Source organism: Arthrobacter sp. HS15c (genome assembly GCF_040812005.1).
Classification (GTDB): domain Bacteria; phylum Actinomycetota; class Actinomycetes; order Actinomycetales; family Micrococcaceae; genus Arthrobacter.
Genome location: NZ_JBFOHM010000002.1, coordinates 315,567 through 329,815 on the forward strand (window position 1 = coordinate 315,567; position 14,249 = coordinate 329,815).

12 protein-coding genes are annotated in these 14,249 nt (G+C 61.0%); 3 read left to right on the forward strand and 9 right to left on the reverse strand.

The window, feature by feature from the left end; translation table 11 throughout:
• Positions 1-73: 73 nt before the first annotated feature.
• From ABV518_RS04445 to ABV518_RS04460, 4 genes are all read right to left on the reverse strand, one after another.
• The gene (locus ABV518_RS04445) at positions 74-535 is read right to left on the reverse strand and encodes a carboxymuconolactone decarboxylase family protein (protein ID WP_367765600.1); all 462 of its coding nucleotides are present in this window, start codon (positions 533-535) and stop codon (positions 74-76) included.
• A complete protein-coding gene (locus tag ABV518_RS04450; RefSeq protein WP_367765601.1) occupies positions 532-2,106 on the reverse strand; it encodes a long-chain fatty acid--CoA ligase in 1,575 nt (524 codons plus the stop codon). The genes ABV518_RS04445 and ABV518_RS04450 overlap by 4 nt, the downstream gene beginning before the upstream one ends.
• Before the next feature lie 144 nt (positions 2,107-2,250).
• Positions 2,251-2,682 (reverse strand): nuclear transport factor 2 family protein, encoded by a 432-nt coding sequence (locus tag ABV518_RS04455; protein ID WP_367765602.1) that lies wholly within the window; start codon positions 2,680-2,682, stop codon positions 2,251-2,253.
• Positions 2,679-3,242 carry a cupin domain-containing protein gene (locus ABV518_RS04460; RefSeq protein WP_367765604.1) on the reverse strand — a complete coding sequence of 188 codons (564 nt, stop codon included), beginning with the start codon at positions 3,240-3,242 and terminating at the stop codon, positions 2,679-2,681. Before ABV518_RS04460 ends, ABV518_RS04455 begins: the two co-directional genes overlap by 4 nt.
• 290 nt (positions 3,243-3,532) lie before the next feature.
• On the opposite strand from ABV518_RS04460, the gene ABV518_RS04465 reads away from it, so the two are divergent.
• A complete protein-coding gene (locus ABV518_RS04465) occupies positions 3,533-4,849 on the forward strand; it encodes a PucR family transcriptional regulator (protein WP_367765605.1) in 1,317 nt (438 codons plus the stop codon).
• Here ABV518_RS04465 and ABV518_RS04470 read toward each other — a convergent pair.
• The 4 genes from ABV518_RS04470 to ABV518_RS04485 all read right to left on the reverse strand — a co-directional run bounded on the left by ABV518_RS04470 (position 4,809) and on the right by ABV518_RS04485 (position 9,364).
• The gene (locus ABV518_RS04470; protein WP_367765607.1) at positions 4,809-5,498 is read right to left on the reverse strand and encodes an ABC transporter ATP-binding protein; all 690 of its coding nucleotides are present in this window, start codon (positions 5,496-5,498) and stop codon (positions 4,809-4,811) included. The genes ABV518_RS04465 and ABV518_RS04470 overlap by 41 nt on opposite strands.
• The gene (locus tag ABV518_RS04475; RefSeq protein WP_367765609.1) at positions 5,495-7,240 is read right to left on the reverse strand and encodes an ATP-binding cassette domain-containing protein; all 1,746 of its coding nucleotides are present in this window, start codon (positions 7,238-7,240) and stop codon (positions 5,495-5,497) included. The genes ABV518_RS04470 and ABV518_RS04475 overlap by 4 nt, the downstream gene beginning before the upstream one ends.
• Positions 7,227-8,084: a branched-chain amino acid ABC transporter permease gene (locus ABV518_RS04480; protein ID WP_367765610.1), complete on the reverse strand. Its 858-nt coding sequence runs from the start codon at positions 8,082-8,084 to the stop codon at positions 7,227-7,229. Before ABV518_RS04480 ends, ABV518_RS04475 begins: the two co-directional genes overlap by 14 nt.
• A gap of 95 nt (positions 8,085-8,179) precedes the next feature.
• Complete coding sequence (locus ABV518_RS04485; protein WP_367765611.1) at positions 8,180-9,364, reverse strand: ABC transporter substrate-binding protein; 1,185 nt, start codon at positions 9,362-9,364, stop codon at positions 8,180-8,182.
• Positions 9,365-9,747: 383 nt separating this feature from the next.
• Between ABV518_RS04485 and ABV518_RS04490 the strand changes: the two genes are divergently transcribed.
• Both ABV518_RS04490 and ABV518_RS04495 read left to right on the forward strand, forming a co-directional pair.
• On the forward strand, positions 9,748-10,701 hold the full coding sequence (locus ABV518_RS04490; RefSeq protein WP_367765612.1) for a helix-turn-helix domain-containing protein: 954 nt from the start codon (positions 9,748-9,750) through the stop codon (positions 10,699-10,701).
• Between the two features lie 183 nt (positions 10,702-10,884).
• The gene (locus ABV518_RS04495; RefSeq protein ID WP_367765613.1) at positions 10,885-12,474 is read left to right on the forward strand and encodes a GMC family oxidoreductase; all 1,590 of its coding nucleotides are present in this window, start codon (positions 10,885-10,887) and stop codon (positions 12,472-12,474) included.
• 283 nt (positions 12,475-12,757) lie between these two features.
• Here the strand turns inward: ABV518_RS04495 and ABV518_RS04500 are convergent, their stop codons facing one another.
• The gene (locus tag ABV518_RS04500; protein WP_367765614.1) at positions 12,758-14,164 is read right to left on the reverse strand and encodes an aldehyde dehydrogenase family protein; all 1,407 of its coding nucleotides are present in this window, start codon (positions 14,162-14,164) and stop codon (positions 12,758-12,760) included.
• Positions 14,165-14,249 lie beyond the last annotated feature (85 nt).

Below are 14,249 nucleotides of genomic sequence, written 5' to 3' on the forward strand. Positions count from 1 at the left end.
TTCTGTCAGGCCCAGGTCTGGTCTGTGCAGGTAATCGATTTCATTCCCTGCCGCCGGTTCCGGGCCTCAACCGTCAGTGCTCGGGAATGGGCGTTGGAAACTCCGACCTGTATTCCGAGATGGTTTTCTCGGCGACTCGAAAAGATTCCAGGGCGGCGGGGGCGCCGCAGTAGATTAGTGCCTGGAGCAAAATCTCTTGAATCTCCTGCTCGGAGACACCGTTATTGAGGGCTCCGCGGACATGCCCAGCCAACTCCTGCGAACGGTTTAGCGCCACCAGCATGCCGATATTGAGCATGCTGCGAGTCTTCAGGCCCAGTCCTGGCCTGCCCCAGATTTCACCCCACGCGTATTCGGTGATGAGTTCCTGAACTGGACGAGTGAAATCGCTGGCCTGCCCCAGCGCCTGTACAACGTGCAGCTCACCCATGACTTTCCGCCGGATGTCCATTCCTAGCAGATAGCGATCTCGGTGCGTCTCAGGCTGGGGCAATTGACTTTCCCTTTCCTTCCTCTGAGGTGTTTTGATTCTCATGTTTCAAGTCCCGCATAATTTGCCGCCAATTCCCTTTTAAGGATCTTGCCGCTGGGTCCCTGCGGCAGGTCCTTCACCAGCTGAATGACTCTGGGGTATTTATACGCAGCCAGGCGGGCGCGTGCGTAGTCGGTAATTTCTTCAGCTGTGACTGAACTGGTTGCGGTGAGGACGATCGCAGCCGCTACTTCCTGGCCATGGTTGTTGTTGGGCACCCCGAATACTGCTGCGGTCACCACCTCAGGGTGCCCGTTGAGGATTTCTTCCACTTCGCGTGGATAGACGTTGTAACCGTTGCGGATGATCATTTCCTTTTTCCGGTCCAGGATCCGAAGGTAACCGTCGGCGTCTTTCGTGCCAAGATCTCCGGTCCTAAACCAGCCGTCCACGATGGCTTCGGCGGTGGCGTCTGGGTTATTCAGATAGCCCTTGAACAGGTTGTGCCCGCGGATGACGAGTTCTCCAAGTTCGCCATGGGGCACCATTTGGATGGAGTCGTTGATCTCTGGGCGTGCGATCTCGATGTCGACTCCCCAGATGGGGGTTCCGATAGTTCCGGGACGCGGGGTCTTGCCGACCTGGTTGAAGCTGGCCACGGGGGAGGTCTCGGTTAGGCCGTAGCCTTCGTAGATTTCAACTCCGAGGTTTTGCCGGAATTTGTCCATGACGGATACGGGCAGTGAGGCCCCGCCGGAGACGCAGTACCGGAGCGAAGCCAGGTGTTCCGGAATTTCCTTGGCTGCTTCGAGAAGTGCAATGTACATGGTAGGTACGCCAAAGAATATGTTGACCTTGTGGTGCCGTATGAGGTCCAAGGCGGCAGTGCCGGTGAACTTGGGACACAACACGATTGTTGCGCCGGCAGCGAGGCCGGTATTCAGCACGCACGTCTGTCCGAAGGTATGGAATAGGGGCAGGCCGCCGAAGACCACGTCTCCCGGGCGCATATCGAAGGTGTTGGTGAGCAGGACCAGGACCTGCTGGACGAGTGCGAAGTGTGTGCCCAAGGCCCCTTTGGGTTGCCCCGTGGTCCCGGAAGTATAAAGGATAGTGGCGGTGTCTTCGGGCCGTCGTGGCAGATAGGTGGCAACCGGGTGTGCCAGGGCTGCTTCAGACTCCAGCCGGGCTGGCCCACCATTGGCTTCCGGGGTGCCAACGGTTACCACGTCCACCCGGGCGGCGGCTGCTCCCTGGGCTCCCTCGCCCATTAACGCCCCGGCGCACACGAGCAGCTTGGCCCCACTGTCCTGGAGTACATAGTCAATCTCACGGGCTTTGAGCAGGGCGTGGACGGGGACAACGATCCCGCCCAGCGCCAACACCGCGTAATAGACTCGTGCGAAGTCGGCCACATTGGGGATTAGCACCGCCACCGGATCCCCCGGGCCGATGCCACGGCCCCGTAAAGCCCCGGCATAGGCACATGTCTGTTCCCAGAGCGCCCGGTAAGTGACGTGCTCGGCGCCGACTATCAGGGCCGTGGCGTCAGGAGTGCGGGCAGCTGACTCGGCCAGGATGGCCGCAACGGAGATGGTGCTGAAGTTATCTGCAGCGGCTGTCGCTGATGTCATCATGTTTCCTAGGAATGTTTTCACCGGAGGAGCCCGGGGGTGAATCAGTTGGTTTTCGGCGAAGCGCCAAAAGATGCAGCGGGTTGCCGGGCTGCGGTACGCCTGCACGCAGGCCACAGCCCGGCAACCCCGCTTCTTGTGGGACTATTCGCCGCCTGCGGGGTACAGGGCGTCACGCACATGTGCGGTATCGAGATACTCCCGGACTGAGCTGATTTTTCCATCCCTACATTCAAAGATGGTGCAGTACTGGTTGCGGTACGGCCTGCCGGCTGCACCCTGGCCAGTGCCGGTGTACTCAGCTACTACGGCTCCGCCGTTGGTGACCATGTTCCGCAGTTCGAATGCGAGGGAGCCCTGCTTGAACAGCCCTGCGGCGGCGGACAGGAACTCACCGAGGACGGCCGTCTTGCCTTCGTACAGCCCCGAGACGGGGAGGTCGCCGGCAAGCCACCATGTTGCGTCCTCCGCCAGGAGGTCGCTCAATGCGTGAATGTCTGTTCGTCCCATGGCGGCGAGGAAGCTCCGAACGAGTTCTTCGCTTGAGTTCTCGACTTTCGCTACGGCCGGGTTCACGCGTCGAGAGGAATGTGCGGCAGGAATTCGAGCCCGAACAGCCGGACCGATTCTTCGCAAAACGCCTCAACCGCCGCCGTGTCTGTGGGGTCCAGCTCAAGATTCTGGTTGTGTGCGAAGTATGCGGGAAGAACGGACCCGGGCGTGAGCACGATAATGGTCCGGCAGGGCACATCGCTGGTGACGTGATAACTGTGGGCATAGTCCTTGGGTCCCCAGACCAGTTCACCGGGATTCGTCACCATGGTGTGGCGCTTGCCCTCGTCATCCAGGACGGTCACGGTCAGTTGGCCTTCGACGATGTAGAAACCCTCGTCCTCGCCGTGATGGGTGTGGAACCATGGACGCTGCCCCACGGGGAAGGTGACTTCGGCGAACGTGAGCTGGCCGTCCGTCCGGTCCCCCATGGCGTGAAGCACAAGCTTTGCGCCGGGGATCTGCGGTGCCCCATCCCATTCGCTTCCACCCATCACCATTGTGGCGTTGGAGGGATCTGACACATATGCACCGCCCGGGGCTTCCAGGCGGGCCGGTGTACGATCTTCAATCGTTGACGTCATTGTCTTTCCTGACTTTCTTCTATCCACGATGCCGACGCTGGTTCCGCGTCGATAAGTCAAACTCTGCCCGCCGAACAGATCCACGTCGATGTCCCGCCAGTCCACAATATGAGTGCCGATATGGTCTCGTGGACCACATTCTCGTGAGTGCCTATGACCGCTGTTCCTGCCGCCAGTGGGGGAGGAACCGGCTAGGCTGGAACGGCGGTGACGAAGTTGCAGATCGTCCGTCAATCACGAGGACCGCAGGAGAGCGTGCGTTCCAACACCACTTCCGACAGGATCATTTGATGCGATGGTGGCAGCAGCTGCGAGCACAGGACATTCTGGTCCCCACAACTCAACCGAGGTCTGCACTATCGCTGGACGATGATGTGCGGTCGTTGCTGGGCGCCGGCGCACTCGACTGGGCCCATGCGCTCGCGACGGACCTTACGCGGGAGTACGTCGAGGTCTCGATTCCCGAGCTCGCGCGGTCGGTCGACTTCACTCGAGGCCTTGAGCTTAGTGCCGAAGCCAACATACTTGGGATCCTTCTCGTCCTGGGCTCGGAGGGTACCGAGGCCCAACCGCCCCCAGAGGCGCTGGACTTCGCTGACGAGGCCGTCATGCGGCAGGTTCCGCTCGCAGCCGTGCTGCGCGGCTATCGCCTGGGCGTGGAGCACTGGCTTCGGTGGTGTGCGCCGGCCATCGCCCGCCATGCCGATTCTGCCGATCAGGCGGCGGAGCTTCAACTCGCGGTGACGGCCGCCGTCAGGTACAGCGACCGTCTGTCCGAGATCATGATCGTTGAGTATGAGCGTGAACTACAGCGCCGCGCGACCTCTGGCGCCGCGCGTCGGGCAGCCCTCGTGGGTGCCGTACTCAGCGGTGATGTGGTGGACCTAGATGACACTTCGTACCAGCTGCATTACCCGTTGCGAGGCCAGCATATGGCGCTGAGCCTTCATATCCGGGCGGCCAGCTCGAAACAGGTCGAGGCCCTTGAGACTGAAGCGAGATCCTTCGCCGAGAGCGTCGGAGCAACGGCGCTTCTGACCATTGCAACCGGTTTGACCACGATGGATGCGTGGGTCACCGTTAACGAGGACAGTGAAAGGCCGAAGAGCCCGGCCCTCGAAAACGTAACGATCGGCGTCGGAACACCACTTACCGGCCTAGCAGGCTTCATCCAATCCCACGGAGAGGCACAAAGGGCCCTGGAAGTTCTGCACATGGCTGCTCCGGGTCGGCTGGAGCCCATCACCTATTACGACCAAGTACGCCTCGTATCCCTGATGGCTAAAGATATCCCGGCCGCCCGGGCCTTCGTCGCCTCCACCATGGGAAGCCTTGCGGGCACCGATGGACGTTCCCGCGAACTTCGCGAGACGCTTCTGGCGTTCTTCCAGGCGAACAAGAGCTATACAGCGGTGGCCCAGTCCACCCACCTGCACAAGAACACGGTCGTTCAACGCGTGACGAGGGCATGCGAGCTAGCTGGGCGGGACTTGACGAAACACATGGACGTGCACGTTGCACTCATGCTCGCCCATGTTCTCGGAGACCGCGTTTTGGTCCGACCCCTTAGCCAAGGTACGCCTTCTGCAGGGTCTCGGGACTTGTGAGCAGGACCTCGGCGCTGCCGGAATACGTAACGCGCCCGCCGGTGAACACCAGAGCATCCGTGGCAATCTGCAGGGCAAGATGAGCGAATTGTTCCACCAGCAGAACGCCCACGCCGGTGTCGGCGATCTGTTTCACAATGGGCATCAGCCGCAGGAAGACCACGGGCGCCAACCCCAGGGACATCTCGTCTATCAGCAGCAATTTTGGTTGTGCGGCGAAGGCGCGTGCCAGGACCACCATCTGTTGTTCCCCTCCGGAAAGCAGGCCCGTTGCCGAGGCGAGCCGCTTCTCCAGTTCAGGGAACAACGCCAGCGCGCCGTCGAAGTCCGCTTTGGTTCTCGCCGTGATTTCAAGGTTTTCGCGCACCGTCAGTGACGGGAAGACCGCCCTGCCCTGCTCCACATGCGCGATGCCCAGTTTGGCGCGTTTCCGTCGCGACATCGTGGTGATGTTCGTGCCGTCAACCATGATCTTGCCGGCGCTGGCTTGGACAACGCCGGACACGGATTCCAGCAGGCTGGTCTTACCCGCCCCGTTGGGGCCCACCAGGGCGGTGATGGTTCCTGGTCGGACCGTCAACGAAACCTGGGAAATAACCGGCCCGGCACCGCGGCTTATCGCTACGTCGTCAAGTGTCAGCGTTGTCATATCAGCTCCGTTTCGCCCATGTAGGCTTTGAGGACTTTCGGGTCGGAAAGAACCTTTTCCTGTTCACCGCTCGCCAGGACTTCGCCGAAATCCAGCACCGTAATGTACTGGCAGACGCTGCGCACCAGATCCAGATCGTGTTCGATGATCAGGATCGCGGTGCCGTAGCGCTGCGGAATCTGGCGCAGCCTTTGGCCGAAGGCGAGATGTTCTTCGTGGGAGAGGCCTGCTGCCGGTTCATCCAGAATCAGCAGCCGTGGACGGGCGGCGATGTTGGCAGCGACCTCGACAATCCTGCGAGTGCCGACGTCGACGTTGGAGATTCTGACTCCTGGCCCGGGACAACCGAAGGAGTGCAGGATGTCCATGATCTCTTGCCGGCTCGCGTTCCCCCGGGCGATGAAATTCATGTATTCATACACCGTCAGGCTGGGCGGCACACGGTCCTGCTGAAACGTGCGCCTGAGCCCTACGCGAGCCCGTTGGTGGGGCGCCAGATCGTTGAGCCGGTCATCCCCGAGCCAGACCTCGCCCGTATGCTGGGGCAAGAATCCGGATACTGCATCAACAAAGGTGGATTTTCCGGCGCCGTTTGGACCGATCAGGCCAACAATGGTCCCTTCTGGGAGGGTCATGTTCACGTTCTGAAGCGCCTTGATTCGCCCGAATTCGACGGTCAGGTTCTCGACCCTGAGCAAAACCTTTCCCTCGACGGCGGCACGGACAGGGGCTTCCGGTGTTTCCTCAGACAGATACGGCAGGAGGACCGTGGCCGGGCCGGACTTGCTCTGTTTGCGGCGGAGGAGGGCGTTGCGGATGTCCTGACCAAGAGTCGAATTGCTGGTCAGCGCCTGAATTCCCATTGCACCGAAGACGACCAAACCCCAGTCCTGAGGGATGCCCCAGCGCTTGAGCAGTTCCGGAATCAGCACCCAAAGAACGCCCCCGAACAAGGCCATTTCTAGCAGGTGCGCGCCAGCGACGATGGACAGCACGTAGAGGGCCAAAGACTGAAGGGTGGTGAATCCTGAGGGAAATGCTGTGGATACCTGGCCCGCCATGAGACCGCCAGCCACCCCGGCGATCGATGAACTGGCCGCGAAGGCGGTGAGCTTGGCGATACGGACGCTGCTGCCAGCGGACGCCGTGCCGCGTTCGGAGAAGGCGACCGACCGCCAACTGCTGCCCCAACGGCTCTTCTGAAGAAAGTAAACGGCCAGGGAGAGGGCGACCAAGACAATGAAGGTGAGGAAAAAGTAGGCCCTGTCCGTGTTGAACAGCTCGGGCCGGGGGATCTTGGTGCCGTTAACGGCTCCCGGGAACTGGGTCTTAACCAGGGTAAGGTCCGCCGCCGCTGCGAAACCGAGAGTGACTACCGCAAGGTTGACGCCTCGCAGGCGTAACGCCGGCAAGCCTATGACGGTTCCGGCGAGTCCCGAGACGACGCCGCCAGCCACCACCCAGAGCAGAAGGCCGCCCGGTGCCTGCACCACATTGAGCCAGGATACGATCCAGGCCCCCACCGCAGCGAAGGTGAGCTGGCAGAGGACAATCATGCCGGCTGTTCCGGTTACGATACCCAGGCCGATCAGCGAAATGGTGGCGACGATCGCCGTCGTCGCAAGATAGACGAGGTAGCCGGGCAGCAGCAGGCTGACCAGCCATCCGGCGAACAGCGCTGCAGCCCCAACAGCGAAAGCAATTACTGTCCGTGACGAAACGGCATTTCTAGCGAGCTGCATCCCACACCTCCCGGCGCTGGTTCCATAGAAGGAAGACGACAATTACGACGAGCGGGATCCAGTCCCGCAATAGGATCAGTTGGCTGAACTGGGCCGCGGCACCTTGTGCCATTCCCAGCAACAGCCCTCCGATCAGGGCGAGGTCCAGTCTCTTGAACCCGCCAAGTAAGGCCGCCGCAGAGGCAGAAATCACCAGCATCGAAAGAGACACGGCATCGCTGGTCTGGGTCGGGGCGACGATTGCAATGGCTATGCCGACGATGACGCCCGTAACGGCCCACACGCCGATGGCCAGCGGTTTGACCGGCACCCCCAGCAACTCGGCGGCAACAGGCCGGTCCGCGATGGCCCTGAGCTTGACGCCGATAGACGTTTTTCCCAGGACCAGTTTGGCCGCGACAGCAACGACCACGGCGAGTATCACCATGACGACGGTGACCTGGCTGATCACGACGCCCTCGAAGGTGAAGGCGGGGCCGGCGAAGAGGGCACGGAACGTCTTGGGCTTTGTGCCGAACAGAATGAAAGAAATGGAAATCACGAGCAGGAGAGCCGCCACGGTGACGGCGGAGCGGGCGCTTATAGACGCCTCTGGCAACCAGGTGGCGATAATCCAGCCCAGCCCCGCTGAAATCAGTGCGCCAGAGACTATCCCCAAGGCAACCGCGGGAATTTGGGGAAGGCCCATCCCTGCAAACGAGACGGCAAGGAAGGCGCCTAACATGCCGATGGCGGCTTGGGAGAAGTTGATGACCCGCACTAACTGGGCCATGAGCGTAAGGCAGACTGCGATGACGGCGTAAACGCCGCCAGCGGCAAGACCTGCGAATGCACCCTGAAGCATTGCTATGCCTCCTCAGGAAGTTCGAAGATGAATTTGAGCCTGGGTAAAAAGACGGCGGGCGGTGCAGCTGCACCGCCCGCCGAATCGGGCGCGAACTACTTGGCGATCACCCAGTCGTCGGCCGCGCTCTCCCAGGTTGAAGATCCGGGACGGATGGTGATCGGCCAACCCGCCGTGTTGGAGGAGTGGCTGTCACCACCACCGAAGAGGTAAGGGGTTCCTGTCATCGCGTTCTCGGACGGTTTCGTTTGGGCCTTGAACGCGGCGGCCACAGTCTCGTGTGTAATGTCCCCCTGGATGGATTTAAGCGTTTCCAGAAAATGGGTTGCAGCCAGGTAACCGCCCTGGCCGAAGGAAGTCAGCGGAATGTTGTTTTTTTCCATGAGGGCCTTCCAGTCTTCGTTCGCTGCGATCCCATCCACCGTGTAGGGGGCGAACTCCGCCGGCACATAGACACCTTTACCGACAAAACCTGCGGCTTGGGCGAACTGCTCTGAGTAGGCGGAAGTCAGGAAGAGGAAGGTCATGTCCTTCATACCCTGGGCCTCAGCAGCCTTCAACACGCCACTCGCATCAGGTTCGACGCCATTGGAAAATATGGCGTCGCATCCGGCTTCTTTGGCTTTGACCACGTACGGGGTGTAATCCGGGGCGCCGTAGGGGACGGTGTCGTCCAGCATGGCGAAGTCTTTACCTGTCGCCTTGGTCCACGAGTCAAAGGCCTTTTGATAGGCCGGTCGGGTGGATCCGGCGATTTCCAGAAGCCCGCAGATCTTCTTCAGCCCCAGTTCCTCACTGCCGTAGGTAAGTGTGAGCTGAGTGTCCAGGTAGGGTCCGGCGTTAACTGGTGAGATGTTCGGAGTAGTGAAGCAGTAGGGGTCCACCCCGGTGCCTTGGACAGAGACCAAGCCTTCCTGCTGGTAGTACTTGGAGTTGACCTCGCAGTCCAGGAGGCTGGCCGAACCAACCAACGCCACGGCGCCCTTGCCGACGGCGTCACGGGCGGCCCCCGTGGCCGCAGCAGGGTCGCTCTTGTCGTCGAGGACTTCGTACTGGATGGGCCTACCATTCAGGCCGCCGTCGGCGTTGAACTTATCAAAGACCGCCTTGGCCGCCTGGGACGCTTCCGCGAACGTGACCGGGCCGCTGAGTGCGTTGACCGAGGCCACAACAATCGGTTCGCCTGTTGCGGTTGAGCCTGTTGCGTTACCTCCGCAGGCCGTCAGTGCCATCAGGCAGACGGCGGTGATGGCTGTTGCTGCCAGTGTTGTCTTGCTCATGTGGAACTTTTCCCTCTCGCGTCACGGACGGACGTCGATGTCCGTTCGTCGTACTCGGGTTTCCCCGAGAGCTTTGATGGTGCTAACTTACGCATCGCCTTATTCCCGGGCGTTGTCGAAATAGGCACGCCACTTGTCAGATTGCGAAGGACTTAATTTGGAGTCGCTGGGAAGGGATGTAGAGTCCTGAACCAGTTGACATCCAGCTGCGGGATGACAGGTCAAGGGAGGATTGTGCAGGAGTTACGCTCCTGGGAGGCATCTTCAGCTTGACTTTCCCCGAAACAGGCTAAGATGTTAGCCGCATCACATGCATCAGATATTTGGCAAATTCTCATCGACCCCCAATGGGGAGGGTCAGGCGATGAAGAGAAGAGGGCAAAGTGGCACTCACACTATCATCCCGGCAAGACGTCGCGACCTCGGAAGCACCCGACTTCGATACTTGGCGCCAACTCGTCACTCAGTCGTTTGTCCCGTTGGACGTCACGTGTGACAGCAAGGACAACTTCCAAGGCAGGATGCGTTCGCGCTCCATGGGAGACGTGTCCGCAGTGGAAGTCTCAGCCGACGGCCATCACGTACTGCGCAAGCCATCCCTCATTCGTGAATCTGACGGCCACTTCTTCAAGTTGAGCATCATGCTCGCCGGCTCCGGACTTCTGGTCCAGGACAACAGGGAAGCCCTGCTGTTGCCAGGAGACATCGCTGTTTATGACACCCAGCGCCCTTACACGCTGACCTTCGACGATAAGTTCCGATGCCTGGTGCTGATGTTCCCGCCGCAGCTGATGGACCTGCCTGTCAGTTCAGTGGGTCAGCTCACAGCCGTCAGGATGGGCAGAGACGAGCGGCTGGGCCGCGTTATCAGCCCGTTCCTGGTGGAAATCGCGCGCAACCTCGATCAATTCTCTGATGCCACTGGAACGAGACTGGCGTACAACGCCGTGGACCTCGTCACCACCATGTTCTCGTCAGAGTTGGATCTGTCCAGAAGTCCAGCCAGCAACCCGCGAGCTGAGCTCATGCTGCGAATCCGGTCTTTCATCGAGGCCAACCTTGGTGATTCCGAACTGAATCTGGCATCGGTGGCTGCGGCTCATTTCATCTCCACCCGCTATCTGCACAACCTCTTTCATGAGGAGAACGAATCGGCGGCCAACTGGATCCGCAACAGGCGGCTTGAGCGCTGCCGGAGGGAGCTGAAGGACCCTGTACACTCCCATCGCTCTATCAGCTCCATCGCCGCAAAGTGGGGCTTTACCGACGCCGCCCACTTCAGCCGTCTGTTCCGCGCGGCATTTGGCGAGACACCCAGCAACTACCGCGAGCGCTAGGAACGGAGTCCAGTTCAGCCATCGCTTGCGCGCTTGTTAGCGCGCCCACCCGGCACAGCTGTTTCAGAATGTGCGCTCTTGTCCAATGGGTACTGCACTGGCATCCATGGCAATGCCGCGGATGCGAACCACAATTGAAGGGAGCCGCAACTGCTGTAGAACGCAATACCCGAAAGGTCAATGATGACGAACTCTCCCTTTGATTTCATCGTGGTCGGTGCCGGATCTGCCGGATCCGTCCTCGCCCGCCGACTTGTCGATGATGGCAAAAAGGTCGCCGTGCTTGAGGCCGGCGGTGATGACAGCAACCCGATGATCGCAGACCTCACCTCCCTTGCCGGGCTTTGGCATGGTCCCGAGGACTGGGACTACTTCACGACAGAGCAGGAGCACTGTTCCGGACGCAGGCTCCATCTGCCGCGCGGCAAGGTCCTCGGAGGATCCCATGCCCTTAACGCCGCGATCTGGGTGCGCGGGGCGAAGCAGGACTATGACAGCTGGGCGTACCTCGGCAACCCCGGCTGGTCATGGGATGAGGTCCTGCCGGTGTTCAAGGAGATCGAAAACTACGACGGCGGCTCCTCGGAGATTCGGGGCGGCTCAGGGCTGCTGGATGTGGTGAAGGGATTCCCCATCAACCCTGTGCAGGAGTCCATCGTCGAAGCCGCCCAGGAAATCGGCATCAAACTCAACGATGACTACAACAGCGGCGACGTCGAAGGCGTGTCCAAGATGCAGCTGAACATCCGCGGCGGCAAGCGATTCAACACCTGGCACGCCTACCTCAAACCCATAGTGGGTCATGAGAATCTCCACCTGATTACTCGGGCGCACGTCCGACGCCTGGTAATCGAGGCAGGGACCGTCACCGGCGTCGAGTATGAGAAGGACGGGACGCTCCACACGCTTGAGGCGACCGAGACCGTCTTGACGGCTGGCGCATTGAACTCTCCGGAGCTGCTATTGCGCTCGGGCGTGGGCCCGGTGGAGGAACTGAGGCTCGTGGGCGTGGAACCTGTCCACGACCTTCCCGGGGTGGGGAGGAATCTGCAGGATCATTTCCTTTCCCCTGTGATTTATGTGACCACTAAGAGGGGAGTTCCCTTCCCTGAAACCGGACCGGCCGAGACACATCTGTTCTGGAAGAGTGAACCGGACATGGCGGTACCGGACACCCAGCCCATCCACTTCTCCTTCCCGATGTACGATCCCGAATGGATGGAAGGTCCGGAAAACGGCTTCACGCTCATGGCAGGCCTGGTCCGGCCCGTGAGCAGGGGAGCCCTCAAACTCTCCGGCCCTGGCTTTGCGGACCCTCTACTGATCGACCTAGGAGCCTTGCGTGAGGAGCAGGACGTCAAAGCCCTTGTTGCATCAGTACGGCAGTGCCGTGAACTTGGCAGGGCACAAGCGTTGGCCCAATGGGGTGCCGTCGAGCTCTACCCGGGACCGCAGGTGGCCGATGATGAGCTCGAAGCATATGTGCGCAGGACGGTGATCACGTACCACCACCAGGTCGGGACCTGCAAGATGGGTGTCGACGTCGACGCGGTCGTGGACCCGCGGACCCTCAGGGTGCGGGGCTTGGCAGGAATCCGTGTCGCGGACGCATCTGTCATGCCGCTGGTGCCGACAGGCAACACGAATGCCCCAACGATCATGATTGCAGAGCGGGCTGCCAAGTTCATTAAGGCCGAACGAAGCGGCACTACCGAAAGCGACAGCCATGTAAGCCAGGGAAAAAACCAGGGCCACTTCGTGGGAACGCCATAAGCGGAGGCGGTTGGCCTTCCTGGGAACTTTCAGGGCGATTGATTGGTGATAATGACTACGAAACCCTGAAAAAAGAGGTGATGCCCCCGTCTCGGACGGGGGCATCACTTCTTGGAGCTTGTGCGTGTGTTGCATGCCCACGCGGGACGGATTCCTCCTTAGCACCCCTTGATGGCAGCAGGATCGGCGCCCCGCTGAAGTGATGTGGTCCCGCCCATCTTTCCCGCCCGGCCAACTTGACCTGCTAGCCCGGGTCCTCCCTCACAGGGGAGGACCCGGGAGCCTAACCGTTAATGACCTGGGGGATACCGAGTGCCTTGAGTCCCTCAGTTCCGAACTCCAGGCCATAGCCGGACTGCTTGGAGCCGCCGAAGGGTACTCGCGGGTCGACGGCTCCGTGCTTGTTAATCCACACGGTGCCGGCCTGAATCCTGGCCGCCACTTCGCGGGCAGCTGAGAGGTCCGATGACCATACTGATGCACCGAGCCCGGCGTCGAGGCCGTTCGCCATGGCGATTGCCTCATCCACAGTGCCGTAGCGGATGATCGGCAGGGCCGGGCCGAACTGCTCCTCGGCCACCAGGGGGTTGTTGTCATCAATGTCGGCTACCAGCGTGGTGGGGTAGAAGTAGCCGGGCTGATCCACGTCCGGATTGCCGCCCACAAGCACACGGGCGCCGGAGTCCCTTGCCGCTTCGACCAAGCTGGACACGATGTCAAACTGCTGCTTGTTCTGCAACGGACCCAGAACACTGGACTCGTCCAGCCCATTACCCATGGGCGTCGCGGTAGCAATCGCGGTGAGTTCTTCACACACGGCGTCGTAAATGTCGTCGTGGACGTAGAGCCGTTTGAGGGCGGCACAGGTCTGGCCGGTGTTGATGAAGGCCCCCCAGAACAGGCCTTCGGCAATTGCTTTCGGGTCTGCGTCTGGCAGGACGATGCCGGCGTCGTTTCCCCCTAGTTCCAGGGTCAGTCGTTTGACTGTGCCCGAGGAAGACTTGATGATCGCCTTGCCCGTAGCGGTGGAGCCGGTGAACATGATTTTGCCAACGGCCGGGTGCTCGGCAAGCCGTTCGCCTACGTCGCGGCCCCCCGCGACGACGGTTAGGAGCCCTTCGGGCAGTTCCTCATTGAGGACCTTTGCAAGAGCCAGGACGCTGAGCGGGGTGTACTCGGACGGCTTCACGACCACGGCATTGCCCATCCGCAGGGCCGGGGCAATCTGCCAGACAGTGATCATCATGGGCCAATTCCACGGTCCAATGGCACCCACGACGCCGATAGGCCGGTAGTGCAGTATGGCCCGGGTTTCACCGTCGTCAACGACTGTCTCCGATTCCAACGAGGAGGCGGCCGCGGCGCGGAGCCAAGCAGCACAGGCGCCGACCTCGAAGCGGGCATTGGGGCCGTTCAAGGGCTTGCCTTGCTCGCGTGAGAGGAGCTGTGCAAGCTCTTCGGCAGAGCGTTCGACGGCGTCAGCTGCGTTGAGGAGCGCGGCGCGCCTCTTGTCGTGGCCAAGCGCCGCCCATTCGGGCTGGGCGCTCCTGGCTGCAGTGATTGCATGCTCTAAGTCCTCAAGACAATGGATGGGTGCCTCACCGACGACGGCCCCGGTCGCCGGGTCGAGGATCGTCTTGGTCTCGGTGGTGCCCGTGATCGAGGCCAACAGGGCGTCGTAGCTTTCCATGGTTACTCCAGTTCGAGTGGGGAAGGAATGCCGGCCATTGTGGCCGTTCATCGTCTTCCAGTCTTCCGTCCGGCACCGCGGAGGT